This is a genomic window from Chondromyces apiculatus DSM 436, assembly GCF_000601485.1.
Classification (GTDB): domain Bacteria; phylum Myxococcota_A; class Polyangia; order Polyangiales; family Polyangiaceae; genus Chondromyces; species Chondromyces apiculatus.
The window spans coordinates 122,068-147,827 of record NZ_ASRX01000002.1 but is presented as its reverse complement, the minus strand read 5'-3'; the positions used below and the strand labels follow the sequence as shown (position 1 = coordinate 147,827).

At 69.7% G+C, this 25,760-nt stretch carries 18 protein-coding genes; 10 read left to right on the top strand and 8 right to left on the bottom strand.

Features of this window, described 5'->3' with window-relative positions:
• Window positions 1-3: 3 nt before the first annotated feature.
• The 3 genes from CAP_RS00900 to CAP_RS00890 all read left to right on the top strand — a co-directional run bounded on the left by CAP_RS00900 (window position 4) and on the right by CAP_RS00890 (window position 5,338).
• Window positions 4-924 carry an MBL fold metallo-hydrolase gene (locus CAP_RS00900; RefSeq protein WP_044234945.1) on the top strand — a complete coding sequence of 307 codons (921 nt, stop codon included), beginning with the start codon at window positions 4-6 and terminating at the stop codon, window positions 922-924.
• A 120-nt stretch (window positions 925-1,044) separates the two neighbouring features.
• Window positions 1,045-4,146, top strand: a complete 3,102-nt coding sequence (locus CAP_RS00895) for a peroxisomal multifunctional enzyme type 2 (RefSeq protein WP_197040933.1) — start codon at window positions 1,045-1,047, stop codon at window positions 4,144-4,146.
• A 10-nt stretch (window positions 4,147-4,156) separates the two neighbouring features.
• Window positions 4,157-5,338: a lipid-transfer protein gene (locus CAP_RS00890; RefSeq protein ID WP_044234942.1), complete on the top strand. Its 1,182-nt coding sequence runs from the start codon at window positions 4,157-4,159 to the stop codon at window positions 5,336-5,338.
• Window positions 5,339-5,384: 46 nt separating this feature from the next.
• On the opposite strand, the gene CAP_RS00885 is transcribed toward CAP_RS00890, so the two are convergent.
• Together CAP_RS00885 and CAP_RS00880 are read right to left on the bottom strand one after the other, a co-directional pair.
• Entirely contained in the window at window positions 5,385-6,452 is a 1,068-nt protein-coding gene (locus CAP_RS00885) for a serine/threonine-protein kinase (RefSeq protein ID WP_052373908.1), read from the bottom strand.
• Between the two features lie 110 nt (window positions 6,453-6,562).
• Window positions 6,563-8,380, bottom strand: a complete 1,818-nt coding sequence (locus tag CAP_RS00880) for a vWA domain-containing protein (protein ID WP_052373907.1) — start codon at window positions 8,378-8,380, stop codon at window positions 6,563-6,565.
• Window positions 8,381-8,519: 139 nt separating this feature from the next.
• Between CAP_RS00880 and CAP_RS00875 the strand changes: the two genes are divergently transcribed.
• Complete coding sequence (locus tag CAP_RS00875; protein ID WP_156040375.1) at window positions 8,520-9,689, top strand: formylglycine-generating enzyme family protein; 1,170 nt, start codon at window positions 8,520-8,522, stop codon at window positions 9,687-9,689.
• Window positions 9,690-9,778: 89 nt separating this feature from the next.
• Here CAP_RS00875 and CAP_RS43415 read toward each other — a convergent pair whose 3' ends face one another.
• The 4 genes from CAP_RS43415 to CAP_RS00855 all read right to left on the bottom strand — a co-directional run bounded on the left by CAP_RS43415 (window position 9,779) and on the right by CAP_RS00855 (window position 15,581).
• Window positions 9,779-11,644: a serine/threonine-protein kinase gene (locus CAP_RS43415; protein ID WP_081864421.1), complete on the bottom strand. Its 1,866-nt coding sequence runs from the start codon at window positions 11,642-11,644 to the stop codon at window positions 9,779-9,781.
• Window positions 11,645-11,672: 28 nt separating this feature from the next.
• Window positions 11,673-12,593 (bottom strand): pyruvate, water dikinase regulatory protein, encoded by a 921-nt coding sequence (locus tag CAP_RS00865; protein WP_231511013.1) that lies wholly within the window; start codon window positions 12,591-12,593, stop codon window positions 11,673-11,675.
• 46 nt (window positions 12,594-12,639) lie between these two features.
• Window positions 12,640-13,737, bottom strand: coding sequence for a molecular chaperone DnaJ (gene dnaJ / locus CAP_RS00860; protein ID WP_052373904.1), 1,098 nt, complete (start codon window positions 13,735-13,737; stop codon window positions 12,640-12,642).
• Window positions 13,738-13,832: 95 nt separating this feature from the next.
• The gene (locus CAP_RS00855; protein WP_231511012.1) at window positions 13,833-15,581 is read right to left on the bottom strand and encodes a class I adenylate-forming enzyme family protein; all 1,749 of its coding nucleotides are present in this window, start codon (window positions 15,579-15,581) and stop codon (window positions 13,833-13,835) included.
• 62 nt (window positions 15,582-15,643) lie between these two features.
• Between CAP_RS00855 and CAP_RS00850 the strand changes: the two genes are divergently transcribed.
• The 5 genes from CAP_RS00850 (at window position 15,644) to CAP_RS43405 (ending at window position 21,653) form a co-directional block, all read left to right on the top strand.
• Window positions 15,644-16,051 (top strand): PilZ domain-containing protein, encoded by a 408-nt coding sequence (locus CAP_RS00850; RefSeq protein ID WP_044234935.1) that lies wholly within the window; start codon window positions 15,644-15,646, stop codon window positions 16,049-16,051.
• Window positions 16,052-16,110: 59 nt separating this feature from the next.
• Window positions 16,111-18,378 (top strand): hypothetical protein, encoded by a 2,268-nt coding sequence (locus tag CAP_RS00845; protein WP_044234934.1) that lies wholly within the window; start codon window positions 16,111-16,113, stop codon window positions 18,376-18,378.
• A gap of 210 nt (window positions 18,379-18,588) precedes the next feature.
• Window positions 18,589-18,978 carry a response regulator transcription factor gene (locus CAP_RS00840; protein WP_044234931.1) on the top strand — a complete coding sequence of 130 codons (390 nt, stop codon included), beginning with the start codon at window positions 18,589-18,591 and terminating at the stop codon, window positions 18,976-18,978.
• A gap of 109 nt (window positions 18,979-19,087) precedes the next feature.
• A complete protein-coding gene (locus CAP_RS43410; protein WP_052373902.1) occupies window positions 19,088-20,269 on the top strand; it encodes a PAS domain-containing protein in 1,182 nt (393 codons plus the stop codon).
• Between the two features lie 166 nt (window positions 20,270-20,435).
• Complete coding sequence (locus CAP_RS43405; protein ID WP_052373901.1) at window positions 20,436-21,653, top strand: PAS domain-containing protein; 1,218 nt, start codon at window positions 20,436-20,438, stop codon at window positions 21,651-21,653.
• 87 nt (window positions 21,654-21,740) lie between these two features.
• Here CAP_RS43405 and CAP_RS49650 read toward each other — a convergent pair whose 3' ends face one another.
• Window positions 21,741-22,601, bottom strand: coding sequence for a hypothetical protein (locus CAP_RS49650; protein WP_197040932.1), 861 nt, complete (start codon window positions 22,599-22,601; stop codon window positions 21,741-21,743).
• Between the two features lie 425 nt (window positions 22,602-23,026).
• On the opposite strand from CAP_RS49650, the gene CAP_RS00820 reads away from it, so the two are divergent.
• A complete protein-coding gene (locus tag CAP_RS00820) occupies window positions 23,027-24,034 on the top strand; it encodes a zinc-dependent alcohol dehydrogenase family protein (RefSeq protein WP_044234926.1) in 1,008 nt (335 codons plus the stop codon).
• A gap of 43 nt (window positions 24,035-24,077) precedes the next feature.
• Here the strand turns inward: CAP_RS00820 and CAP_RS00815 are convergent, their stop codons facing one another.
• A complete protein-coding gene (locus CAP_RS00815; protein ID WP_044234924.1) occupies window positions 24,078-25,751 on the bottom strand; it encodes a cyclic peptide export ABC transporter in 1,674 nt (557 codons plus the stop codon).
• Window positions 25,752-25,760: the final 9 nt, after the last annotated feature.

The window sequence follows — 25,760 nt, the reverse complement described above, 5'->3', positions numbered from 1 at the left end:
GGCGTGGGTCGCTTCGACGACCGCGCCACGAGGCCGAGCCGCGGCCCCGCCGACATCCTTCGCTGGAAGGTCGTCGACGCCCTCGCCGGCAAGAACCGCCGCGATCCAGGGGGGTTCCTCACCCCGACGCGCCCCTGGTCGCGCGACCTCGTCGCGAGCGACGCGCCCTCCCTCACCTGGATCGGCCACGCCTCTTTCCTGCTCTCCATGGGGGGTACGCGCGTGCTCCTCGATCCCGTCTGGCGCGATGCCCCCGGCCCGCTGAAGCGCCTCGTACCGCCCGGCATCCCGCTCGCCGAGCTGCCCTCCATCGACGCGGTGCTCCTCACCCACAACCACCGCGACCACCTCGACACCTGGACCCTGCAGCGTCTCGGCAACCACCCCGTGTACGTCGCCCCGCTCGGTCACGCCGCCGTGCTGAGGAGCATCGGCGCGGACAAGGTCGTCGAGCTCGACTGGTGGGAGAGCACCCGGGTCGGTGAGCTGGAGATCACCCTCGTCCCGGCGCGCCACTGGTCCATGCGGGTCCCCTGGGATCGCAACGAAGCCCTGTGGGGCGGCTACCTGATCCGCGGCCCCGAGGGCACCGCCTACCACTCGGGCGACACCGGCTTCTTCGACGACTTCGCGCGGATCGGCGAGCACGCCGGCACCATCGACTGGGCCATGCTTCCCATCGGCGCTTACGAGCCTCGCTGGTTCATGGAACCGCAGCACATGAACCCCGCCGACGCCCTGGAAGCCTACCGCCTCCTCCGGGCGCGCACCTTCGTGGCCATGCACTGGGGGACGTTCCGCCTCACCGACGAGCCCACCGGCGAGCCGCCCGAGCGCACCCGCGCCTTGTGGACCGAGCACGGACTCCCCGAGGAGGCGCTGTGGATCCTCGACGTCGGCGAGACCCGCAAGCTCGAACGCTGACCGGCGCCCCCCCCGAGGGACCCGTGCACGCGGGGCGACCCCGGGCGATCCCCGGCAGTACGCCGTTGACGACGCACAGCAGCAGGAATACTTCGTATACGTAAGATCAACACGCGTCAGATGCGTGGATCAACACGCGAGGAGCTGATGGCGAACGAGCTGCGTTTCGACGGTAGGGTCGCGATCGTCACCGGCGCGGGGGGCGGACTGGGGCGTGCGCACGCGCTGCTCCTCGCCAGCCGCGGCGCCAAGGTCGTGGTCAACGACCTCGGCGGCAGCATGCACGGCGGGGGCAAGAACTCCGCCGCTGCCGACCGCGTCGTCGAGGAGATCAAGGCCGCAGGAGGCGAGGCCGCCGCGAACTACGACTCGGTCGAGGAGGGGGGCCGCATCGTCCAGGCAGCCCTCGACCACTTCGGCCGCATCGACATCGTCATCAACAACGCGGGCATCCTCCGCGACGTCACCTTCCACAAGATGACGGAAGAAGACTGGGACCTCATCTACCGGGTCCACGTCCTCGGTGCTTTCCGCGTCACCCATGCGGCATGGCCGCACCTCAGGGACCAGGGCTACGGCCGCATCATCATGACGGCCTCCGCCGCTGGTATTTACGGCAACTTCGGGCAGTCCAACTACGGCATGGCCAAGCTCGGGCTGGTCGGCTTCGCGAACACGCTCGCCCTCGAAGGCCAGAAGCGCAACGTCCTCGTCAACACCATTGCTCCCCTCGCGGGCTCGCGCCTCACCGAGACGGTCCTCCCCAAGGAGATGATCGAGGCCCTCAAGCCGGAGTTCGTGAGCCCCCTCTGCGCGTACCTCGTGCACGAGAGCTCCACCGAGAATGGCGGCCTCTTCGAGGTCGGCGGCGGCTTCTTCGCCAAGCTTCGCTGGGAGCGCACCGAGGGCACCACGCTCCGCCTGGGCCGCCCCTTCACGCTGGAGCAGATCGCCTCGCGCTGGGACGAGATCACGAGCTTCGAGAAGTCGACGCACCCCCCCACCATCACCGCCTCCATGCAGCCGGTGATGAACAACCTCGAAGCAGGCCCGAGCAAGGGCGGCAACGACCTGATCGACGTCGATCTCGCCCTCGGCTACGAGTACCCGAGCCTCACGTCGAGCTACGACGAGCGAGACCTCTCTCTCTATGCCCTCGGGGTCGGCGCCGCCGCGGATCCGCTCGACGACAAGGACCTCCGCTACGTCTACGAGCTGCACCGGGACGGCTTCCTGGCGCTGCCCACCTTCGGTGTCATCCCCGCTATGGGCGCGCTCGTCGAGCAGTACAAGCAGGGCACCAAGGCCCCCGGCCTGAACTACGGCTTCGAGCGCATCCTGCACGGTGAGCAGTACACCGAGATCCGGCGCCCCCTGCCCCCGCACGCGAAGCTCACCCACCGCATGCGGGTGAAGGAGATCTTCGACAAGGGCAAGAACGCGGTGGTGATCACCGAGGTGCGCAGCACCGACGAGACGGGCGAGGAGCTGCTCTACAACGAGTACGCCTCCGTGGTCCGCGGGGCTGGTGGCTGGGGCGGCGGGCGCGGCCCGAGCGCCGAGGTCAACACGCCCCCCGAGCGCGCCCCCGACGCCACCATCACCGAGAAGATCGGGCCGAACCAGGCCCTCCTCTACCGCCTGTCCGGCGACGTGAACCCGCTCCACGCGGACCCGAGCTTCGCCGAGAACTTCGGCTTCCCGAGGCCCATCCTGCATGGCCTCTGCACCTTCGGCTACGCGGCCCGGCACGTGCTCCGCGCTCTCGACATCGACCCGCGGCTCTTCAAGAGCATCAAGGTCCGCTTCTCCGACAGCGTCTTCCCCGGCGAGACCCTGATCACCGAGATGTGGAAGGAGTCGGCCACCAAGGTCGTCTTCCGCGCCAAGGTGCAGGAGCGCGACAAGGTGGTGCTCTCGGCCGCCGCCATCGAGCTCTACACGGAGATCCCGAAGCCCAAGGCGAAGGCCCAGGCCGTGTCCGCTGCCGCGGTGGTCCCCGCCGCGGCCCAGGGCGGGGGCAGCGAGGACGTGTTCATCGCCATCCACGACTATCTCGAGCACAACCCCGAGAGCGTCGCCAAGACCGCCACCGTCTTCCAGATCAAGCTCGCCAGCCCCGAGAGCACCTGGACGCTCGACTTCAAGAACGGCAAGGGCGCCGTCGTCCAGGGCACCACCGACGCCAAGCCCGACGTCACCCTGGAGCTGAGCGACGCCGACTTCATCGGCATGGCCACCGGCAAGCTCGATCCCATGAAGCTCTACTCCGGCGGCCAGCTCAAGATCTCGGGCAACATCATGGCCTCCCAGAAGCTCGGCTTCCTCAAGAAGATCGATCCCGAGCAGGCCAAGGCCGCCGTCGCCGCGCATCGCGCCAGGAAGGGCGGCGGCGCTGCAACCACGACCGGAGCTGCGGTGGTCCCTGCCGCAGCGCAAGGGGGAGGCAGCGAGGATGTGTTCATCGCCATCCGCGACTATCTCGAGCGCAACCCCGAGAGCGTCGCCAAGACCGCCACCGTCTTCCAGATCAAGCTCGCCAGCCCCGAGAGCACCTGGACGCTCGACTTCAAGAACGGCAAGGGCGCCGTCGCCCAGGGCACCACCGACGCCAAGCCCGACGTCACCCTGGAGCTGAGCGACGCCGACTTCATCGGCATGGCCACCGGCAAGCTCGATCCCATGAAGCTCTACTCCGGCGGCCAGCTCAAGATCTCGGGCAACATCATGGCCTCCCAGAAGCTCGGCTTCCTCAAGAAGATCGATCCCGAGCAGGCCAAGGCCGCCGTCGCCGCGCACCGTCAGAGGCAGGCGCAGTCCGGCGCGACGACGACCGCAGCACCGGCCGCGGCAGGCGCGCAGTCCGCTGCCCCCGCCGCCTCGACACAGGTGAAGGATGTCCTCGACCAGCTCCAGGGCGTGCTCGGCGGTCGGGCGAAGGACATCAACGCCATCGTGCAGCTAAAGCTCACCTCACCGGACCAGGCGTGGGTGCTCGACTTCGCCGAGGGGCGGGCCGAGCTGCGCCCCGGTGAGGCGAAGGACGCGGCGGCCACGCTGACCCTCGCTGGCGAGGAGCTGGTGGCGCTGGTGCGTGGTGAGTCTCCCCTGTCGTCGCTCTTCCAGCGTGGCAAGGTGAGGGTCGACGGAGACGTGCGCGTCGCCAAGCGGCTGGGCCTCCTCGAAGGTCTGCTCGCCGCGAACGCAGGGAAGCAGAGCTGAGGAGGATGTCATGGGTCGACGTGTGAACGTGATCGGCGTGGGGATGGTGAAGTTCCAGAAGCCCGGCGCCAGCGACGATTACAACGTGATGGCAGCCAACGCCGCCCGGACCGCCCTCAAGGACGCCGGCGTGGCCTACGAGGACATCGAGGAGGCCTACGCCGGTTACGTGTACGGCGACAGCACCTGCGGTCAGCGCGCCATCTACGAGGTGGGCCTGAGCGGCATTCCCATCGTCAACGTGAACAACAACTGCGCGACCGGCTCCACGGCGCTCTACCTGGCGCGCCAGGCCATCGAGGGAGGGCTCGCGGAGTGCGTGCTCGCCCTCGGCTTCGAGCAGATGGAGAAGGGAGCGCTCGCCTCCAAGTTCACCGACCGCACGAACCCCATGGACAAGCACGTGGGCGTGATGAACGACGTGCAGGGCTTCGGCGAGGCCCCGCCCACGGCGCAGATGTTCGGCGGCGCCGGCCGGGAGTACCGCTGGAAGCACGGGACCAAGCGGGAGACCTTCGGCAAGATCGCGGAGAAGGCGCGCAAGCACGCCTCGAAGAATCCCTACGCCCTCTTCAACCAGGTCCTCTCGCTCGACGAGATCATGGCCTCGCCCGAGGTCTTCGACCCGCTGACCCGCTACCAGTGCTGCCCGCCCACCTGCGGCGCCGCCGCGGCAGTGCTCTGCTCCGAGGACTTCGCGCGCAAGAAGGGCATCCAGAGCCCCGTCTACATCGCGGCGCAGTCCATGACGACCGACGTGCCCTCCGTCTTCGGCGAGAAGAGCATGATCAAGATGATCGGCTACGACATGGCGGCTCTCGCGGCGAAGAAGGTCTACGACAAGGCCGGCGTCGGCCCCGAGGACGTGAAGGTGGTCGAGCTTCACGACTGCTTCACCGCCAACGAGCTGCTCACCTACGAGGCCCTCGGCCTGTGCAAGGAGGGCGAGGCCGAGAAGTTCATCTGGGAGGGTGACAACACCTACGGCGGCAAGTACGTCACCAACCCCTCGGGCGGCTTGCTGTCCAAGGGTCACCCGCTCGGGGCGACGGGCCTCGCGCAGTGCACCGAGCTCGTGTGGCAGCTCCGTGGTCAGGCCGATCAGCGCCAGGTCGAGGGCGCCAAGGTCGCCCTGCAGCACAACCTCGGCCTCGGTGGCGCCTGCGTCGTCACCATGTACCGCCGGGACTGAGCACCGCGTACCCGAGAGCAGGGGCCTCGCAGTCCCTGCACTCCCGCTACCTGCCCGCGAGCAGGTACGCCGCCACCCCCGCCGCCAGCATCAACCCCACGCCCGCTGCAGCGGCCACGATCCTCCAGCCACGGAGGAAGCCTCCCGTCGCATCCTCCTCCATCTCCCGCATCGCCGCTTCCAGCGCTGCGATCACTGCCCGTGCGTTGGGGTTCCGCTCCTCCGGATCTTTTTCGAGAAGCTTCCGCGCCAGCGTCTCCAGGGTCTGAGGCACCCGCACGCCAGGGGCGCGCTTCTCGATCGGAGGGACCGGCGCCTTCCGGTGCTTCGCGAACATCTCGCTCGGCGTCGCCGCGTCGAACGGGTGCTTCCCCGACAGCATCTCGTAGAGGATCACCCCCAGCGCGTAGAGGTCGGAGCGCTTGTCGATCGAGCGCATCCCCAGCGCCGCCTCGGGCGCGAGGTACGCCATCGTCCCCATCACCACCCCCGCCTGGGTCAGCTCGTGGTTCGCCTCCACGCCCACGCGCAGCTCGTCCACCGGCACCCTGGCGAGCCCGAAGTCGATGACCTTCACCACCTCGTCGCGCTCACCGTCTTCGCTGCCCGGCGCCGGACACACCATCACGTTCAGCGGCTTGATGTCGCGGTGGATGATCCCCATGTCGTGCGCCGCGTTCAGCCCCACCGCGATCTGCCGGGCGATCTTCGCCGCCCGCATCGGCGGCATCGGCCCCTGGGCGATGAGCTGCCGCAGCGTCACCCCGCGCACGTACTCCATCACCATGCACCAGGTCCCGTCCTCGAGCTGGACGACCTCGTGCACCGCCGCCACGTTCGGGTGGTAGATGTGGCGCCCGGCAATCGCCTCGCGCTTGAAGCGGTCGACCAGCTCGGGGAGCTGCTCGGTGTCGGGGTGGAGGATCTTGAGGGCCACGTCCTCGCCCTTGCCGTGGCCGATGACCCTCGCGCGGAACACCGCCGCGAGGCCGCCCAGCGCGACGAGCTCCTCCACCTTGTACCGATCGAGAATCGAGCGACCGAGAAAGGACTTCGCTCGCTCCCGCGCTGCGTCGCTGGCCGCGCCGCCCGCGAGCTGCCCATCCACCGTCATCCCGGCCCGCCTCCGCCTCCAACCGCCCTGTTCAGGCGCCGGAGTCTCCCCCGGAAGCCCTCGGAGATCCAGGGAATCCCTGCGGGGCGGGCCGCTCCGAGCGGGCCAGACTACTTCGCAACCACTGCGTCAGTCCGTCCCCCGGCCAGCGCGCTGGCGCGCCGCACAAGACCCGTGAACTCCTGCTGGTCACCCTTCTGGCTCGCCGAGGCGCGCGCGATCCGCTCCACGTCGGCCATCTTCCAGCCCCGCGCATGGGGGCTCTGCCTCAGGATCTCGGCGAACCCCACCACCGCCGACCCGAACCGGAAGTCCGCGGGCGCCGCCTCGAAGGTCTCCGAGATCGCGCCGGGCGCCATCCGCACCAGCGTCTCGGCCGCCTTGTCGGAACCGAGGGGCGCCTTGTGCCGCAGCCGCACCGTCACGGGCGCCTTCGCCGCCTTCCCACCCCGCAGCTCCAGCTCGTAGAACGCCGTCACGCTGTGACCCGACCCGATCTCCCCGGCGTCCACCTTGTCGTTCCGGAAGTCCTTGTCCGCCACGTCCCGGTTCTCGTACCCGATCAGCCGGTAGGTCTTCACCACGTCCGGATCCATCTCCACCTGGATCTTCACGTCGCGCGCGATCACCTCCAGCGTCCCGTCCACCTGCTGCGAGAACACCCGCCGCGCCTGCGCGTCGCTGTCGATGTAGTAGTAGTTCCCGTTCCCCTCGTTCGCGAGCCGCTCCATCATCGTGTCCTGGTAGTTCCCCATCCCGAAGCCGATGGTGGACAGGGTGACTCCCTTGTCACGCGCCCGCTTGATGGTCTTCAGGATCTCCTCGTGCGAGGTCGGGCCCACGTTCGCGTCGCCGTCGGAGAGCACGATCACCCGGTTCACGTGCCCCGCGACCATGGTGCGCTGCGCGAGGTTGTAGGCGAGGTCGATCCCGCTCGACATTGCCGTCGATCCGCTCGCGTACAGATCGTCGACGGCCGCCAGGATCCGCGCCTTCTGCTCCACCCCCGTCGGGGGCAGCACCTCACGCACGCTCCCCGCGTACGTGCACAGCGCCACCGTGTCGCCCGGCTTGAGCGCGCCGGTGAGCAGCCCGAGCGACTTCTTCACGAGGCCCATCTTGTCCTCGGCCTGCATCGATCCGCTGGTGTCCACGAGGTAGACGAGGTGCACGGGCTTCCGCTCCGACTGCGCGATGCGCTTGCCCTGCACCGCCACCCGCAAGAGGTGGCGCCCCTGGGTGTACGGCGACGGCGCCGCCGCGAGGTGCACCGAGAACGCCTCGCTCTTCGGCGCCGCGTAGTCGTACTCGAAGTAGTTGAGGAACTCCTCGGCCCGCACCGCCTGGAAGGGAGGCAGCGTCCCCTCCGTGATCTTCCGGCGCGCGATGGTGTACGACGCCGTGTCGACGTCGACCGCGAAGGTCGAGAACCTGTCCTTCGCCGGATCCGTGACCGGGTTGACCCCGTAGTCCGTGTACCGCTCGGTCCCCGTCGGCTCGGGCGGAGGTGCCGCCACGACCGGCGCAGGCACGACCGGCATGGCCGTCGCTGCCACGGAAGGTCCCGCCGCATCTTTCGCAGCCTTCTCGGGCTTCGCCAGCGCGCGCGCCGGAGCTGCAGCAGCCGCAGCACCCATGGGCGGAGGAGGCGGCGCGGGCGGGGGGGCGGCCCCCAGAGGTGCCTGCGCAGCCGGTGCCGCCATCATCTTGGACTCCGCCTCCGCCCGAGGTGCCGCGTCGTCCCTGGGCGCAGCCTCCTCGGAAGGCGCGAACAGCTCGGCCTGGCTTCCGGACGCCGACATGGCCGCCGGCGTGGACGCTGCCGTCTCCGCGGGGCTCTCGGGCGCCATCGCGGGAGCTGCGCCGCAACCGGCGAGCAGGGCGGGGATCAAGGTCGAGACGACGAGCTTCACGGTCCGGGCGCGCATGGTGTTCCTCCTGGGATGCATGCGAAGAACGGACGCCCTCGGGTGACCTTACAGCCCTCGTGACGGATCTCGACGGCGCCGGGGGACAGGGGCGCGTTGACAGGGCGGGAGGTGTCGTGGACCTTGCTCTTCCATGGGGATGCTCACTTCTTCTCTTGGCCGCGGCACGGGATGGAGATGCGCGCTCGCCGTCGGCCTGGCCTTCGCGGCGGGCTGCGGGAGTGGAGACAGCGAGGGCAGAACCCCTGGAGGCACCGGCACGGGCGGCGCCGGCACGGGCGGCATGGGCGGCGCGGACCCAGGCACGGGCGGGGCGGGCCAGGGAGGTGGAGAGGCAGGGGGTGGCCCCGGTGGTGGCGGCTCTGGAGGGCAGGGCCCAGTCCAGACTCCCGTCTGCGGGTCTGCCGATACGCCTCCTCCCACGCCCCCAAGCTGCGCCGCGGGCACGACGGGCGCCACGGAGGATTGCGGCCCTGACCTCACGGGCTGCTGCGAGAACCGGCTCATCCCCTGCGGCAGCTACATGCCGAGCTACGACGGTGACACCTTCAGCGTCCTCACGCCCACCGTGACCCTCAGCGACTACCGCCTGGATCGTTACGAGATCACCCTCGGGCGCTACCGCGCGTTCGTGGAGTCCGGCCACGGTACCCAGGCACAGCCTCCGCCAGACGCCGCCGGCATGCATCCCCGCATCCCCGGGAGCGGCTGGGATCCGGCCTGGAACCAGTACCTTCCCTCGACCACTGCGGTGCTGATCGACCGCCTCAAGTGCCACGACGTGCACGGCGTCTGGACCGACGCCCCGGGCGCCAGCGAAGGCCGCCCCATGAACTGCATCAGCTGGTATGACGCCTTCGCCTTCTGCGCCTGGGATGGAGGCCGCCTCCCCACCGAGATCGAGTGGAACAACGCGGCCAGCGGCGGCGATGAGCAGCGCGCCTACCCGTGGGGCACCGGCATCGACGACACCCTCGCCCTCTACGGATGCTTCCAGGGCACCTGCGATGCCGACTTCCTGTCTCCCGTCGGCTCACGCTCTCCCACGGGTGACGGCCGCTGGGGGCAGTCCGATCTCGCCGGGAGCATGGCCGAGTGGACCCTCGACTGGTTCGTCGCCTCCTACCCTGAGGGCTGCGTCGACTGCGCCAGCGTTGCCTCCGGCACCGAGCGCGTCCTGCGCGGCGGCGGCTTCGTCAACAATGCCGATCTCCTCCTCGCCTCGTACCGCGGCAGGGTCGCGCCCATCGTTGGCGATGTCGCCGGGCGCTACCGGTATGTCGGCGCCCGCTGCGCCCGTAATCCCTAGAGCCCATCCTGGCGGGGCCACCGTCGCTGGACGGTCGCTCCGTGGAGCTTCGACGCGTGGATCCACGTCGGAGGCGAGGGCACGCAGCTCTACTTCGGGACCTCAGTCCCCACGTCCGCGGGCGGCGCCACGGCCCCCCCGCTGCGCCCCGCCGCGAGGTGGTGACCGATCCCGATCACGATGGCGACCACCACGGCCACCGTGAGCAGGCTCCCTGCGCCGAGCAGCACCAGCATCCCCGTGCCGAGCCGCCCCGGCTCACGTGCAGGTGGCAAGGGCAGATGCCCCGAGGAAGGCGGGCCGGTCATCCGCGCTCCCACTGCGCCCGGCTGCCCTGAAAGCTGCTGCGGCACTGCCGGGTACCCGTCGGTCGAAGAAGGCGTCGAGGATGGCTCCCGATCACGGCTGGATGGCGGTGGCTGCCCCGCCCTGTGCTGCTGTGCTGCTGGATGGCCGTCGATGGACGAGGACGTCGAGGCCGGGCGCGGCGCGATGGGCGCCGACAGCATCGAGGGATGTACCGGCTGATTTCCTGGCGAGGCGTGCGCCTGCGCGTCCCGCGAGGACGGCGCTACCTGAGACGCGTGTACTGCCTGGGGCGGCGATGCGTTCTGCGCACGCCATGCCGCGTGCGCTGCCTGTGCATGCGCCTGCGCTGCCTGCGCCTGCGCTGCCTGCGCCTGCGCTGCCTGCGCCTGCGCTGCCTGCGCCTGCGCTGCCTGCGCCTGCGCTGCCCGGGCGGCCTCTGTCCCAGCGTTCCCCGCCCCGCCGGCCTCTGCGTGCGCCCGCGCGACAGCCATCGCGTCGCGCCAGAGCTGCGACGGACGCGACGAATCGAGCAACGTCGTCGGTACCGGCCGGAAGCCGTTCCCCTGAGAGCCCGGCGCTTCTTCGCTCCCCGCGGCCTGCCCCTGCGCCATGGTGGGAATCTGATCCTCATCCACGGCCCCCGGCAGCAGCGTCGCGGCCGTGCCTGACACCGGCGCCTCCAGCGCGTGCTCCGATGACGACCGCCGCAGGTCACTGGAGGGTCTCGACACCTCGCCGCCCGCGCACGCGCGCAGCATTGTCACCAGCTCCTGCGCCGTCTGCACCCGCTGCGTCACGTCGCGCACGAGGCAGCGCGACACCACCAGGGTCAGCTCCGGCGGGAGCCCCGGCACCATCGTGTCCACGGACGGGATCGGCGCCCCCACGATCTCCGTGATCACTGCGATGCTCCGGCTCGTGAACGGTCTCCGCCCCGCCAGCATCTCGAACAGCACCACCCCGAGCGACCAGACGTCGGTGTGGTGATCCAGCCTCTCGTCCGCCCGCGCCTGCTCCGGGCTCATGTATGCCGGCGAGCCCACGATCTCGCCCTCGCGCGTCATCTTCGGCCCGTGCCCGCCGAGCAGCTTCCCCACCCCGAAGTCCAGCACGCGCACCAGATCCTCCCCCGTCTCCGGGTCGCGGTGCAGGAAGATGTTCGACGGCTTCAGGTCCCGGTGGATCACCCCGAGCGCGTGCGCTGCAGCGAGCCCCCGCGCGACCTCCAGCGCGACCGCCGCAGCCTTCGCTGGCGCGAGCCGCCCCTCGCGCTTCAGCCGCTCCGCGAGCGTCTCCCCGAAGAGACGAGGCATGACCAGGAAAGGCTCGCCGCGCTCCGTCTCTCCCGCGTCGAGCACCTCGACCACGTTCCGGTGGCTGACCCGCCCGAGGATCTGCGCCTCCCGCACCGCGCGCTCGCGCAGCTCAGGGTCTGCGCCGGTGATCAACTTGATGGCCACCTCGCGTTCGGTGCGCGCGTTGATCGCCGACCATACCTCACCGGCAGCGCCATCCCCGAGGAGGTGCTGGAGGCGGTACTTCCCGGCGATCACCGTCCCCTGCCGCATCGTGTCGCCAGCGTATCCTGGCGACCCTGCAGAGACCATCGCCGACCCGGTGAACGGACCCGAGGGGCGGGCAGACAATGCCCTACCTCCTCATGGCTGCATACGGCTATCGGAGACCGGCCCGTGCAGCCTTCGCGCGCTCGTCCCGTTCCTTCAGGTGTTCCAGGATGATCACCGCCGTCTCTTCGATCGCCCTGCCGGTCACGTCGACCACCGGCCACTCGGGATGGGCGCGGAAGATCGAGTTCGCGTACTCCAGCTCCTGGCGCACGTGCTCTCGCATCGCGTAGTTCGTCTCCGGCGGCATCCCGAGCTGCCGGAGGCGCGCCTGCCGGATCTCGCAGAGCTGCTCGAGGCCGATGGTGAGCGCGACAATCTTGTCCTGGGGCGCCTCCAGGAGCTCGATGGGCGGCGGTACCCCCAGCACCAGCGGCTGGTTCGCCACCTTCAGCCCCCGCTGCGCCAGCAACGTCGACAGCGGCGTCTTCGAGGTGCGCGATACCCCCATCAGCACCACGTCTGCCTTCCTGAAGTTGCGCGGCTCCTTGCCGTCGTCGCTCTTCACCGCGAACTCCACCGCCTCGATCCGCCGGAAGTACTCCTCGGTCAGCGGCAACATCGCGCTTGGCAGGTTGATCGGCTCGCGATCCAGGTAATTCGTCAGCCGGCCGATGAGCGATCCGATCAGATCGATGGCCTCCACGTGCAGGTCCGCCGTGAGTGCGTAGACGAACTCCCGCAGCTCCGGGCTCACCACCGTGAACACCACCAGCGCGCCCTCCTTGGCGGCGCGCTCCAGCACGGGCCGCGCGATCTCCTGCGTCCTCACCCGGGTATGCAGACGGATCTGCACCCCAGCTTGCGGGAACTGCAGGAGCGCCGCGCGGACCACCTTCTCGGCGGTCTCACCCGTCGAATCGCTCAGAACATCGATGTACTTGGGCTTGTCGCTCTGCAAGGCAACCACGAAGACCTCGCTCCGGATGCAGGACTGCAGCTCACCGGAGCCCCGAGCCCCGACAGCCACACTGGCCAGGTCTTACCGTAGTCCCACCGGACACGCACGGTAACACTCAGCCAAACAACCCCTTCAGCTTGTCCATGAACGAGGCATCCTGCGGGTGCACACCCTCGCCCATCTCCTGCGCGAGCTGCGCGATCAGCTCCTTTTGGTGTGCCGTCAGCTTCGTTGGCACCTCCACGGTCACCTCCACGAGCTGATCTCCGCGTCCTCCCATGACGCGACGCGGTATCCCCTTCCCCTTGACACGAAGCACGGTCCCCGGCTGCGTGCCCGCGGGGATCTTGAGCTTCCCCTTCCCGTCGAGCGTCGGGATCTGCAGCTCACCGCCGAGCGCCGCCTGCGGAAACGAGATCGGCATCGTGCACACGATGTCGTCGCCCACACGCCGGAACAGGTCGTGCGGAGCCACCCGCACCGTCAGCTCCAGGTCACCCGCAGCGCGATCGGGGCGGGGCGCGTTGCCACCGCGCTCCACGAGCCGCGTTGCGCCGTTCTCCACTCCCGGCGGGATGGTCACCTCGATGGTCCGCTCCTTGGTGACGAGCCCTGCGCCCCTGCACGTCGTGCAGGGATCGATCACGATGCGCCCCGTCCCGCGGCACCGCGAGCAGGGGCGCTCGATGGCGATGGGCAGCACCCCTTGCTGCACCCGCACCCGCCCTCGCCCCGAGCACGCCGAGCACCTGTCCGGCGTCGACCCGGGCGCCGAGCCGGTCCCGCTGCAGTCCACGCACGACTCGACCCGCTCGTAGGTCACGTCCTTCGTGCACCCGAACGCGGCCTCTTCGAACGAGATCCGCACCTCCTTCTGGAGCGTGCCGCGGTCTCCCTGTCGGAAGCCGAGGGCGCCCAGCAGATCCCCGAAGATCGCGTCCAGGTTCAGGTCGTTCATGTCGAACGGCACGCCCTGGAAAGGCCCGGTGGTCCCGCCCGCCATCGCCGGACCGAACCTGTCGAAGGCCGCCCGCTTCTGCGGATCGCTCAGGATCTGGTAGGCCGCGTTGATCTCCTTGAAGCGCTGCTGCGCTCCGGGATCGTCCGGGTTCCGATCGGGGTGGTGCTGCGCGGCCAGCTTGCGGAATGCGCCCTTGATCTCGTCCTGCGTCGCGGATCGAGCGACGCTCAGTACATCGTAGGGGTCACGCACGCTGCGGGAAATAGCATGGGGGGGGCGCGCAGGACAGGACGACAGGCAACCGATACCTGCGGAAGACGGCCCGCCTCCTCACGCTGTCCTGCGCGTCACGCTTCCTGCCAGCGGACGAGCTCCCGCTTCAGCACCTTGCCGGTCGGGTTGCGCGGCAGCTCGTCCAGGAACACCACCTCGCGCGGCACCTTCGGACCCGCGAGCCTCGTGCGGCAGTGCGCCTTGATGGCCTCCTCGCTCGCGTCGTCCCCGGATGCACCGGCTCTCCGCACCACGAACGCGCGCACCCGCTCGCCCCACTCCTGATCCGGCACCCCCACCACCGCCGCCTCCGCGACGGCCGGGTGCTCGTGGAGCGCTGCCTCCACCTCGGCCGGGTACACGTTCACCCCGCCCGAGATGATCATGTCCCGCTTTCGCCCCTCGATGAAGTAGCGCCCTGCTGCGTCCCGCCGCGCCAGATCCCCCACCGAGAAGAACCCCTGCAGCGTCGCGTCCTCGGTCGCCTTCGCGTCGCGGTGGTAGCCCGAGATCAGCAGCGGGCTCCGCGCGAACAGCTCCCCCACCTCACCCGCGCCGCAGTCCTTCCCTGCCTCGTCGATGAGCCGGATCTCCACCCCCGGCACCGCGTGCCCGATGGTCCCCGGCGCCGCCCGCATGTCCTCGGGCGACGCCACGGTGACCACCCCCGTCTCCGTGGCCCCGTAGAACTGGTAGAGCTTGTCGCCGAGCACCTGCATCGCCTCCCTGGCGAGCTGCGCCGAGAGCGGCGCTCCGCCCACGATCACCCACTTGAGCGACGACAGGTCGTAGCGACGGATGCGCTCCTCACCCAGCTCCAGCACCCGGTACAGCATCGTCGGCACCACCGCCGTGGACGCCACCCGGTAACGCTCGATCGCCTCCAGGAACAGCTCCGGCCTGAACTCCGGCAGCACCACCACGCTCCCCCCCACCACGAAGTTCATGCTCGCGAACGCGAACGCCGTCGCGTGGTACAGCGGCAGCACCACGAGGTGCACGTCACCGACCTGGGAGGGCGTCTCCCCGATGAACGCGAGCGTCGCCGCCATCGCGTCCTTCGAGAAGGTCCGCACCGCCCCCTTCGGCTTGCCGGTGGTCCCCGAGGTGTACATCACCACCGACCCACCCTCGCTCAGGTCGGGCACGCGCCCTGCACCGGCCCGCGCCACCACCTCCTCGAAGGTATGGAAGCCGGGCGCGTCCCCGCCCACGGCCACGATGTTCTCCCGCGGGATTCCCTTCAGCCGGGGCGCCGCCTCCTCGATGAGCGACGCGAGCTCCGCGTCGAAGAACAGCGCCCCCGCACCCGAGTGCTCCGCCAGGTAGCACAGCTCCGGCACCGTCGAGCGCCAGGACACCGACACCGCCGCGGACCCGATCCGCCCCACGGCAGGCTGGATCATCAGGAACTCCGCGCGGTTCTTGAGCATCACCAGCACGCCCCGGCCCGGGCCGATCCCGCGCCGGTGCAGCGCGAGGGCGAGCCTGTCCATGGTCTCGTCGAGCTCCCGGAAGGAGTAGATCCGGTCCTTCGCGGGCTCTCCCGCCCCTTCCCCCGCCCCTTCCCCCGCCCCCTCCCCCGCCGCCATCCGCCGGTACATCGAGCGCGGATCCACCACGGCCATGGAGTAGGGCGTGTTCTCCCGGTGCACCTTGAACAGCGTCGAGGGACCGGTCTTGCCGCGCAGCAACTCTGTCACGAGCCGCCGCGCTCCGGGCCAGCGCAGGTTCGAGAGCATCCCCGTCTGCACCATCACCCGGGAGATGGTCCTGGCCTTCCACGCGGCGAAGCGCGCCCTCGCCTGTGCCCCGTCCAGCACCTCGCGCATCCTCATCGAGCAGACTTTACTCCGGCCCGGGCAGCCCGTGGTAGTGTCGCCCCGTGAGCCACCCCGACCGGCGTTCGGTCCCCCGCTCGGCCATCGAGCTGAGCGTCGAGTACAAGCGGCTCAACACGTTCTTCGCCGACTACACGCGCAACATCTCCAAGGGCGGCACCTTCATCCGCACCGATCGCCCTCTCGGCCTCGGTACGGAGTTCATCTTCGCCCTGCGCATCCGTGGCCTGGACGAGCCGCTGCGCATCAAGGGTCGCGTGAAGTGGGTCGTCCCCCCCGAGGAGACGACGACCCCCGAGCGGCAACCCGGCATGGGCATCGAGTTCCAGTGGGACAGCGAGGACGAGCGCCTCGCCACCGAGCAGGTCGTCGAACGCCTGATGACCAGCGAGCTTGGCGAGGTTCTGGCAGCGCGCCTCCTCGGCAAGAAGGTCGACGACCTCGCCCGATAGACACCCGGCACCCCGGCGCGTGCATGAAGGCCCCGCCTGTGTACACTGGTGCCCCCTACATGCACCGAGCCTCCTCTCCTCGCCGCACTGCGTTCTGCCGTACCGCGCTCCGCTGCACCGCGCTCGCGCTCGCCCTCTCGGCCACGGCATGCGGCGCCTCGGGCGGCCCTGCCCACGGCAAGCCGCCCGCCCTCGTGGAGGGCAAGGTCGTCCCCGTCGAGGTCCGAGACGACGACTTCTCGGCCAGCCTCTTCTCCATCCTCCGCGACGGTGAGCCCAGCCAGCAGCGCAGCGGCCTGCTCGTCGGCGTCGTCCGCCGCCAGCTCGCCCACGCTGCCACTCGCTTCGACTCGGGGCACTCCGAGCGTGCCCTCCGCAGCGTCCTCGGTGCCATGTACCTCATCCGCTCCGGTGAAGGCCGCGCGGAGATGATCGACGACGCAGGCGCCCGCGCCCTCGCCAGTGCCATCGCCCAGGTCAGCCAGCGCGGCGACGAGGGCCGCGCCGCCGCCTTCCTGGAGATGCGCGCCGCCGCACTTCCCGCTGGCACCCCTGGCCGCGCCGAGGTCGACGCGAGCCTCGCCGCCATCGACCGCTGGATGAAGGAGACCCGCACCGGCGGCCCCATGGCGAAGCTCGGCGCCGAGCAGCGCGCCCTCGTCAGCCGCGCCCTCGTCGACACCCGCCCCGAGAGCGTGAACCGCGCCGCCGCCGCCATCGCCGCGTGGATCGACGGCGCCATCCAGTTCAACATCGACTTCCGCCAGAGCGGCGAGCGCCCCGAGCGCGACGAGGCCCTCGAAGCCGAGCAGGCCCTGGAGAGCGGCGGCGCCATGCTCGCCGCGCTCTACCTCCGGAACGGTGACGCCCGCGGCGCCGTCGACAGCATCGAGCGCACCGGCGCCCGCCGCGTCATCCCCCCTGGCCTCTTCGATCGCCTCAAGGCCGCCGCCTCGTCCGTGAAGGACCCCGAGCCCTGGCAGTCCATCGCGGGTGCCTTCAGCCGCTACAGCGACGACGGCTCTGGCGACGAGGAAGAAAGCGCCCGCCCCGACGAGAGCGGCCTCGGACACGACCTGCTCGACGGTGCCCTCTGGGGCGCCTCGCTCGAAGCTTTCCGCCGCGAGCCCCAGAGCCTCCAGAGCGCAGCCCTCCTCTCCCGATCCCTCATCCGCCTCGGCATGAGCGAGGCTGCCCCCCTCGTCATGGGCCAGGCCCTCGGCAAGGAGCCGAGCCTCCAGTCCCTCGGCGGCACCATGGGCATCATCCTCCACGCCATGTCGTCGGACGCCGAGGTCGACGACCTCTCCGCCGTCCGCCGCACCTACGCTGCGGCCGCCCCCATCCTCGCCCTCGCCGACAAGGCGGGACGCGGCGGTCCCATCGTCTCCCGCACCCGCTTTCTCATGGCCTCCGTCGAGCTGCGCTCCGGCAACCTGAGCGCGGCTCTCCCCCTCCTGCAGGTCGCCACCAAGGCCGAGCCCACGGTCAACGCCCTGGCCCTCGTCGCCATGGCCGAACGCCAGAGCGGCAACCCGCAGAAGGCCCTCTCCACCCTCCGCCTCGCCCTCGCCGCCCCTGACGCTGCCGAGTCCCTCGATGACGTCGCCGAGGCCCACCTCCTCGCCTTCGACCTCCAGCGCGAGACCGGCGACACCGCCAGCGCCAAGACCTCCCTCGACGCAGCCCTTGCCGCCACCCTCGCCGCCCGCCAGCGCGCCCGCGGCGCCGGCGCCATGGCCCGCGCCGAGCGCCTCCTCGGCCGCGTTCTCGACGGCTACGGCGACGCCCGCGGCGCCGCCCGCGCCCACGAGCGTGCCCTCGCCCTCGCCTCCCAGGAGCGCCCCATCCTCGGCGCCACCATGCTCGACGCCGTCGGCCGCGCCCTCGTCCGCGGCGACCTCACCTCTGCCCGCGCCGCCCTCCAGCAGGGCCTCGAAGAGAACGCGGAGAACGACGACCTGGTCTACGGCGGCCTCTGGGTCACCCTCCTCGAACGCCAGCAGCGCGTCCCCACCGACGGCACCGCCGAGCGCGCCCTGAGCGGCGCCAAGAGCGGCTCCTGGACCGGCAGGCTTGCCGCCTGGGCCACCGGCAAGCTCAGCGATCAGGACCTCGGCACCGCCGCGCAGAGCGCTGCCCAGCGCGTCGAGGCCCAGTTCTACACCTCCATGGCCCGCCGCGTCGCCGGCGACCCCAACGCCGCCGAGGGCCTTCGCGCCGTCTCCCGGAGCCCCGTCATCGACCTGCTCGAGGTGCACCTCGCCCGCGAGCTGCTCGCCCCTCGCGTGAAGGCCGACCTCCCCCGCAACGTGAAGCTCCCCTGACGGCTCACGCCCCCGGCGCGCCCTCCCAGCCCCCTCCTCGCCCCCCCCTCGCCCAACTGCGCACCGCGCACCGCATAGGGCGTACCTTCGCGCCATCGAGCGGAAAAATCCGCCATTCATCGCCCTCGCTCCGCCATGAGGCCATCCGGCCATGTGAATGGGGTGGTTCCTGTCTAGCCACCTGGCGAGTGGATGGCACAATCCCCCCCGATGACGGGTGTGGACGAGATCAAGAGGCGCATCCTGGTCGTCGAGGACGAGCAGGACGTCGCGTACATGATCGCCCGCTTTCTGGGCAACGAGTACGACGTGGTCGTCGCCATGAATGGCCAGCAAGGCCTCGACATGGCCTTCGTCGACCCCAAGCCGGACCTGATCATCACCGACGTGATGATGCCGAAGCTCGATGGCATCACCATGGTCAAGCGCATCCGTGAGCGCGACCCGAACCGCAAGACGCCGGTCATCTTCCTGACCGCCAAGTCGGCCCCCATGGACATCGTGGCCGGCATCCAGGCCGGCGCGAAGCACTACATCACCAAGCCCTTTCAGTTCGACGAGCTGCGGAAGAAGGTCCGCAAGGTCCTCACCGGAAAGTAGGACCAGGCGACGTCCTCGGGACGTGCGACGGCGGAGGGGGGCGCGTCGCCCCGGGAGCATCGCCCACCTTTGCCCTCCATGCATCGCGTGTCACCGAGAGTGAGTCGTCATGTCGCAGCAAGATCCCCCGAATCACCCGCCCGGTGCAGCAGGCCTGGGCTGGGGCTGGACCCAGTACTTCGAATCCACCACCGAGCTGTTCATCTGCCTCGGCATCGACGGTGTGATCTACGAAGCCAGTCCGAGCTGGGAGCGCACCCTGGGCTTCACCCTCCCCGAGCTGCGCGCCGAGCGCTTCAATGACCTTGTCCACCCCGACGACCTCGCCTCCACCTGGACAGAGTTCGCGCGCCTCCGCGCCGGCAACGTTCACCTCCCCTTCACCAACCGCTACCGCCGCAAGGACGGCACCTACGCCCGCCTCTCCTGGGGCGACTCCGTGCAGATCGGGGATCGCTCCTACGCCATCGCGCGCGACATCAGCGCCAGCGAGGACACCCAGGCGGCCCTTCACACTGCCCACGAGCGCCTCCAGCACCTCCTGCAGTCCAGCGGCGTCGTTCTCTATGCCTTCCGCCTCGACGAGGATCGTGCCCTCAGCTTCATCAGCAACAACGTCGCCGAGCAGTTCGGCTACTCCCCAGAGGAGTTCCTGAGCACGCCCCGGCTCTGGCTCAACAGCATCCACCCGGAGGACCGCGAGCGCGTCCTCGCTGAATCCATCGCCCTCTTCGAGGCCAACACCGTCCGCCGCGAGTACCGCTGGCGCCACAAGGACGGCACCTACCGCTGGGTCCGCGACGAGACCAAGCTCGCGCGCGACCTCGCCGGCAACCCGCTCGAAGCCTTCGGGAGCTGGCTAGACATCACCGAGCGCAAGGACTTCGAGCGCACCATCCAGCAGCAGGCCAACACGCTCCTCGAGCTCTCCACCCCCCTCATCCCCGTCACCGACGAGATCCTGGTCATGCCCCTCATCGGCATGGTCGACAGCCGCCGCGCCGCGCAGGTCATGACCACCCTCCTCGAAGGCCTCGGCGCCCACCACGCCCGCTGGGCCATCCTCGACATCACCGGCGTCGGCAACATCAACGCCACGGTCGCCGACGCCCTCGTCCGCACCGCCCGCGCCGCGCGGCTCCTCGGCGTCGATGTCGTCCTCACCGGCATCCGCCCCGACGTCGCCAGCCTCCTCGTCACCCTCGACATCGACCTCGCTGGCCTGACGACCTTCGGCACCCTCCAGGCCGGCATCCAGCACGCCATGCGCCGCTCTGGCCCTCACCGCTGACCCCGCCGCCAGCGTCTGGATTTCCGCCTCCACGCACCACCACCTCACCGCATGCCCGAACAGCGCCGCGCACGCGCACGCTCCCGCACCAGGGAGGATGGAGGAAGCGCGAGGGCAGCGTCACTTTCCGTACGATGGCCTACGTGACATCATGAAGAGGTACTCCATGGAGCAAGATTCTCAGGACCAGGCCGCGGAGAAAGTTGCCCCTGACATCGCGACACTGGGCCCAGGCTGGGCGCGGTTCTTCGCATCCACCGACGACCTGTTCCTGAGCATCGGCGTCGACGGCTCCATCGACGACCTCAGCCCGAGCTGGGAGCGCACCCTCGGCTTTACCCTCCCGGAACTCCGCGCGTTGCGCTTCGACGATCTGCTCCACCCTGCCGACCGCGCCTCCACGTGGATCGAGTTCGCGCGCCTCCAGGCGGGCGGCCCTCCCGGGCCCTTCACCAACCGCTACCGCCGCAAGGACAGCACCTACGCCCGCGTCTCCTGGGGGCACTCCGTGCAGGTGGGAGAACGCAGCTATGCCGTCGCGCGCGACGTCAGCAACGGCGAGGACGCCCAGGCCTCCCTCAATACGGCCCACGAGCGCCTGCAGCACCTCCTGCACTCCTGCGACGTCGTCCTTTACGCCTTCAGCGTCGGCGAGGACCCGGTGCTCACCTTCATCAGCGAGAACGTGAGCACGATGTTCGGCTACACCGCCGAGGAGTTCCTGAGCACCCCCCGCCTCTGGTTCGACAACATCCACCCCGACGACCAGGAGCGCCTCCCGCAGACACCCAGCGTGCTCCCCAGCAGCGGCACGGTCTGTCACGAGTACCGCAGGCGCCACAAGGACGGCACCTACCGCTGGGTCCGCGAGGAGACCAAGCTCGCGCGCGACCTCGCCGGCAACCCGCTCGAGGCCTTCGGGAGCTGGCAAGACATCACCGAGCGCAAGGACTTCGAGCGCACCATCCAGCAGCAGGCCAACACGCTCCTCGAGCTCTCCACCCCCCTCATCCCCGTCACCGACGAGATCCTGGTCATGCCCCTCATCGGCATGGTCGACAGCCACCGCGCCGCGCAGGTCATGACCACCCTCCTCGAAGGCCTCGGCGCCCACCACGCCCGCTGGGCCATCCTCGACATCACCGGCGTCGGCAACATCGACGCCACGGTCGCCGACGCCCTCGTCCGCACCGCCCGCGCCGCGCGACTCCTCGGCGTCGCCGTCGCCCTCACCGGCATCCGCCCCGACGTCGCCAGCCTCCTCGTCACCCTCGACATCGACCTCGCCGACCTGACGACCTTCGGCACCCTCCAGGCCGGCATCGTGCACGCGATGGGTCAGGCCCCCGCCCGTCCCCGGCGCCGCGCGTATCAGGGCAGGTGATGCACCAGCATCGCGCCGCGAGGAGCACCCGCCTGGGGCCAGACGCTGCGTGGTCGATACCGGCCGAGATGGCCGTGGATGGCAATCCTAACGGGAGATGGTGGGACGCTGCTGGACGGGCGCCGACCGCATCGCCGGGGCGCGGCTCGCCGGCATGGCCCGCGGCGCAGGCGTGCTCCGCGCGGGTGCCACCCGAGTCGGCGCATGCATCGTCGGCGTCGCCCGCGGGGCCGAGGGGGTCGGTGCCATGATCCGCGGCGTCGGCGCGCTCGCAGGGGTCACCCGGTTCGGCGGCCTCACGATGGGCGCCGGTGCGCCCTGAGGGGCTGGCGTCCGGTTCGGCGCCCGGAAGACCGGCGACCCTCCCCGCTCTGTCTGCGAGGGCCGGATCGGAGCCGGAGCAGGCCGCGCCGGCACATCGTTCCGGTAATCCGGCCTGTTCCGCGACGGCCCCTGATACCCGTAATCCGGCCTGTTCCGCGACGGCCCCTGATACCCGGGCCCGCGATTCACGTGACCCGAGTTGTAATGGCCATGGTGGTGCGTCCCGTAATAGCCGCCGTAGTACCCGCCATAGTAATTGGGCCCGTAATATCCCCACGAGACCCGCTGCCGGTACAGGAACGGTGGCTCCGAGCGGTACATCGCCCAGCGCCCCGCGTACGGGTAGTACCAGTACCCATTGACCCAGTACACGTTCACGCCGCCGTACACGATGGTCGGGTACGCATAGATGTCTGCCGGCACCGTATCGGCGTACGCGATGTCGCCGTCGCTGTAGACCGCGCCGCTGCTGGCCACGTACACCGGCTCTGGTCCCACGGTGGCCACACAGCCGGTCCCGGCCAGCGCAGCAACCAGTCCCACGGCCCCGACCAGCACCCCTCGAATCCAGCGAGCGGCACCCACACCAGCGCGCACGGGGGAAAGTTCGTTGTTCTCCGACATGATGGCCTCTCTTTCGTTCCGTCCCGCTTCCGGGACGTCACCCTGGCTCAGCACCTATCCACGGTCCGTTCTTCCCAGAAGACAGTGCAACTCTGGTGCCGCAGCCTGAACCACGCAGAAATAGCCTCCAGAGTACCCTTGAGCCGCCCACGGCCCGCGTCCATCCGCCGTCGAGCTGACGGCGACTGCCTGCTCTCCGTTACCTACCGTTCACAGCACACCCGTTTCACACCCCGCCCAGCGACTGCTGGGCGTGCACCTGCGCTCGGCGCGCCCTGCCCTCTCCACCCCTGCCCCTGGCCGCCGCCCCGCCTCCGCGTTACGCCGCGCGCACCGACCATGCCGCGACGGAGGCGTATGCGCAGCGGAACACGGTGCCGCTGCCCCGACGCCCGAGCAGCGACCACACAGCAAAGGCAGCGCCCATGACCAGAGCCATGCAGCTTCGCAAACCCGGTGGCCTCGACAACCTCCTCCTCACCGAGGTCGGCGTCGACGGCCCGGGCCGCGGCCAGATCCTCGTCCGCCTGCACGCGAGCTCGCTCAACTACCACGACTACGCCGTCGTCGCCGGCATGATCCCCACCGACGAGGGCCGCATCCCCATGTCCGACGGTGCCGGCGTCGTCGCCGAGGTGGGCGAAGGCGTCACCGAACTCGCCGTCGGCGACCACGTCGTCAGCACCTTCTTCCCCAACTGGCCCTCCGGCGACCCCTCTCCCGAGAAGCTCACCTCCGTGCCCGGCGACAGCACCGACGGCTATGCCCGCGAGCGCGTCGTCGCCCCCACCCGCTACTTCACCAAGGTCCCCCGCGATTACACCCACGCCCAGGCCGCGACCCTCCCCTGCGCCGCCCTCACCGCCTGGCGCGCCCTCGTCGTCGAGGGCCGCATCAAGCCTGGCGAGACCGTCCTCGTGCAGGGCACCGGCGGCGTCTCCATCTTCGCCCTCCAGTTCGCCAAGGCCGCCGGCTGCAAGGTCATCGCCACCTCCTCATCGGCCGCGAAGCTCGAACGCCTCAAGTCCCTCGGCGCCGACCAGGTCATCAACTACAAGGACGTCCCGGCCTGGGGCGACGCCGCGCGCCACCTCGCCGGCGGCCAGGGCGTCGATCACATCGTCGAGATCGGCGGCGCCGGCACCCTCTCCCAGTCCATCGCCGCCGCCCGCATCGGCGGCCACATCTCCCTCATCGGCGTCCTCGCCGGCTACCAGGGTGACGTCAGCACCGCGACCCTGATGATGAAGCAGATCCGCCTCATCGGCATCGGCGTCGGCACCCGCGAGCAGCAGCAGGACATGATCCGCGCCATCGACGCGGCGGGCATCAAGCCGGTCATCGACCGCAGCTTCCCGCTGGAGGAGCTGGCGGCGGCCTTCCGCTACCAGGAGAGCGGCGCCCACTTCGGGAAGATCTGCGTGGAGTTCTGATCTCCTCCCCTCCCCATGGGCCCGCGGGCGCCCGCGCCCTGGATCAGCCCCGCGCCTTCAGGCCATCCGGGGTGCTCCCAGGCTCGACCTGCCCCCCGGGCTTCACGGCCCCGAGCGAGCGCAGCGCGCCGTAGTCCATGGTGGCCACCCAGTCTGCGCAGCGAAAGTAACGATCGTCGTGGGTGACCACGAGGACCGCCTTGCCGCGCCGCTTCAGCTCCTGGATCAGCTCCTCGTAGAAGAACCTGCGGAACTCCGGGTCCTGGTCTGCTGCCCACTCGTCGAACGCATAGATCGGCCGGTCTTCCAGGAGGGTCACGATGAGCGCCAGGCGCTTTCGCTGCCCCGTGGAGAGACTGAGCTTCGTGAAGTGCCCCTCCGAGAAGCCCGTCTTCCCGTCGAGCTGCATCGACCGGATCAGGCTGCCCACGGCGGCGTCGTCGAGATCGCCGAGCCCGTAGAGCTGCCTGAACAGGTGGAAGTCGGAGAACACTGTCGAGATCATCTCGCGATAGGCCTGAACGTTCTTCTCTCCGACGCAGATCCCATCCACCAGCAGGCTGCCCGAGGCTGGCGGGTAGAGCCCGGTGAGCACCTTGAGCAGCGTCGATTTTCCGCTCCCGTTGCCGCCGACGATGAACAGGATCTCCCCCGCCGCGACGGTGAGGCTTACGGGACCGACATGGAACGCCTCGTCGCTTCCCTGCGCCACGTAGCGGAACGCGATGTCCCTCGCCTCGATTGCCCCGAAGCGCCCATGCCAGGGGTCCGCTGCGCTTCGCTGGTCATGGGTGCTCTCCTCGAGCTTCCGCTCGAGCTTCTCGATGTTCTCCAGCGCCAGCTCCGCCCGCATGAAGTACTGGACGTTGCCGACGACGCCGGTGATGGGGTGGAAGATGAACATCCCGAGGGCGACGAGTGACGCCAGGGTCTCGGGCTCGGTCGGCATGTAGATGGGCACGATGAACGCGATGAGACCGAGCATCGCGAAGCTGTTGAGCGTCGGTGCGAGGAGGCTGTCCTCCAGGAGCAGGTTGGCCTTCAGCGTGCTCTCCCGCACCGTGTTCGCTGCCTGCTCGGTGGCCACCTGGAGATCGTCGCTGCGCCGCCTGCTGAACTTGACCTCCTTGAACCCCTGGATCAGGTCGGTCAGCACCTCGAAGAAGGCCAGGCGCTGGTGCGCGGCGTCCCGCATGTAGCCCTTCACGGTCTTCCTCGCCGACAGGAAGAGAGAGATGAACACCGCGAACAGGAACACCTCCAGGATGAAGACGTTCGGGGACAGGTAGATCATGTACAGCGCCCCGAACGAGACCATGAACACCGAGCGCAGGAAGATCGCCACGGTCCCGGACAGCTCCGAGACGACCGTCATGTTCTCCGTGATGCGGTCGTAGATCTCCGCCGTCCCGATCTGCTCCAGCCCCTGAAGCTCCATCCGGCGCAGCTTGTCGGTCACCCGCACCTTGATCTTGTAGAGCAGGTTCTCGAACGTGATGGTCACCTGCCGGGCCGTGTAGCGGTAGCCCACGACGAACAGCAGGATAAGCACCAGGAACAGGAAGAACAGTTGCCCCACCGAGGCCTTCTGGTTCTCGATGGCCTCGTTGACGCAGACCATGATGCCGGTGTGCGCCGCCCCCGTCAGGAAGTTGGCGAGCAGGATGCGCCGGCGCGACTCCCCCGCCTCAAGGTTGATCTGCTGGATGAGCCCCACGGTCCCCGA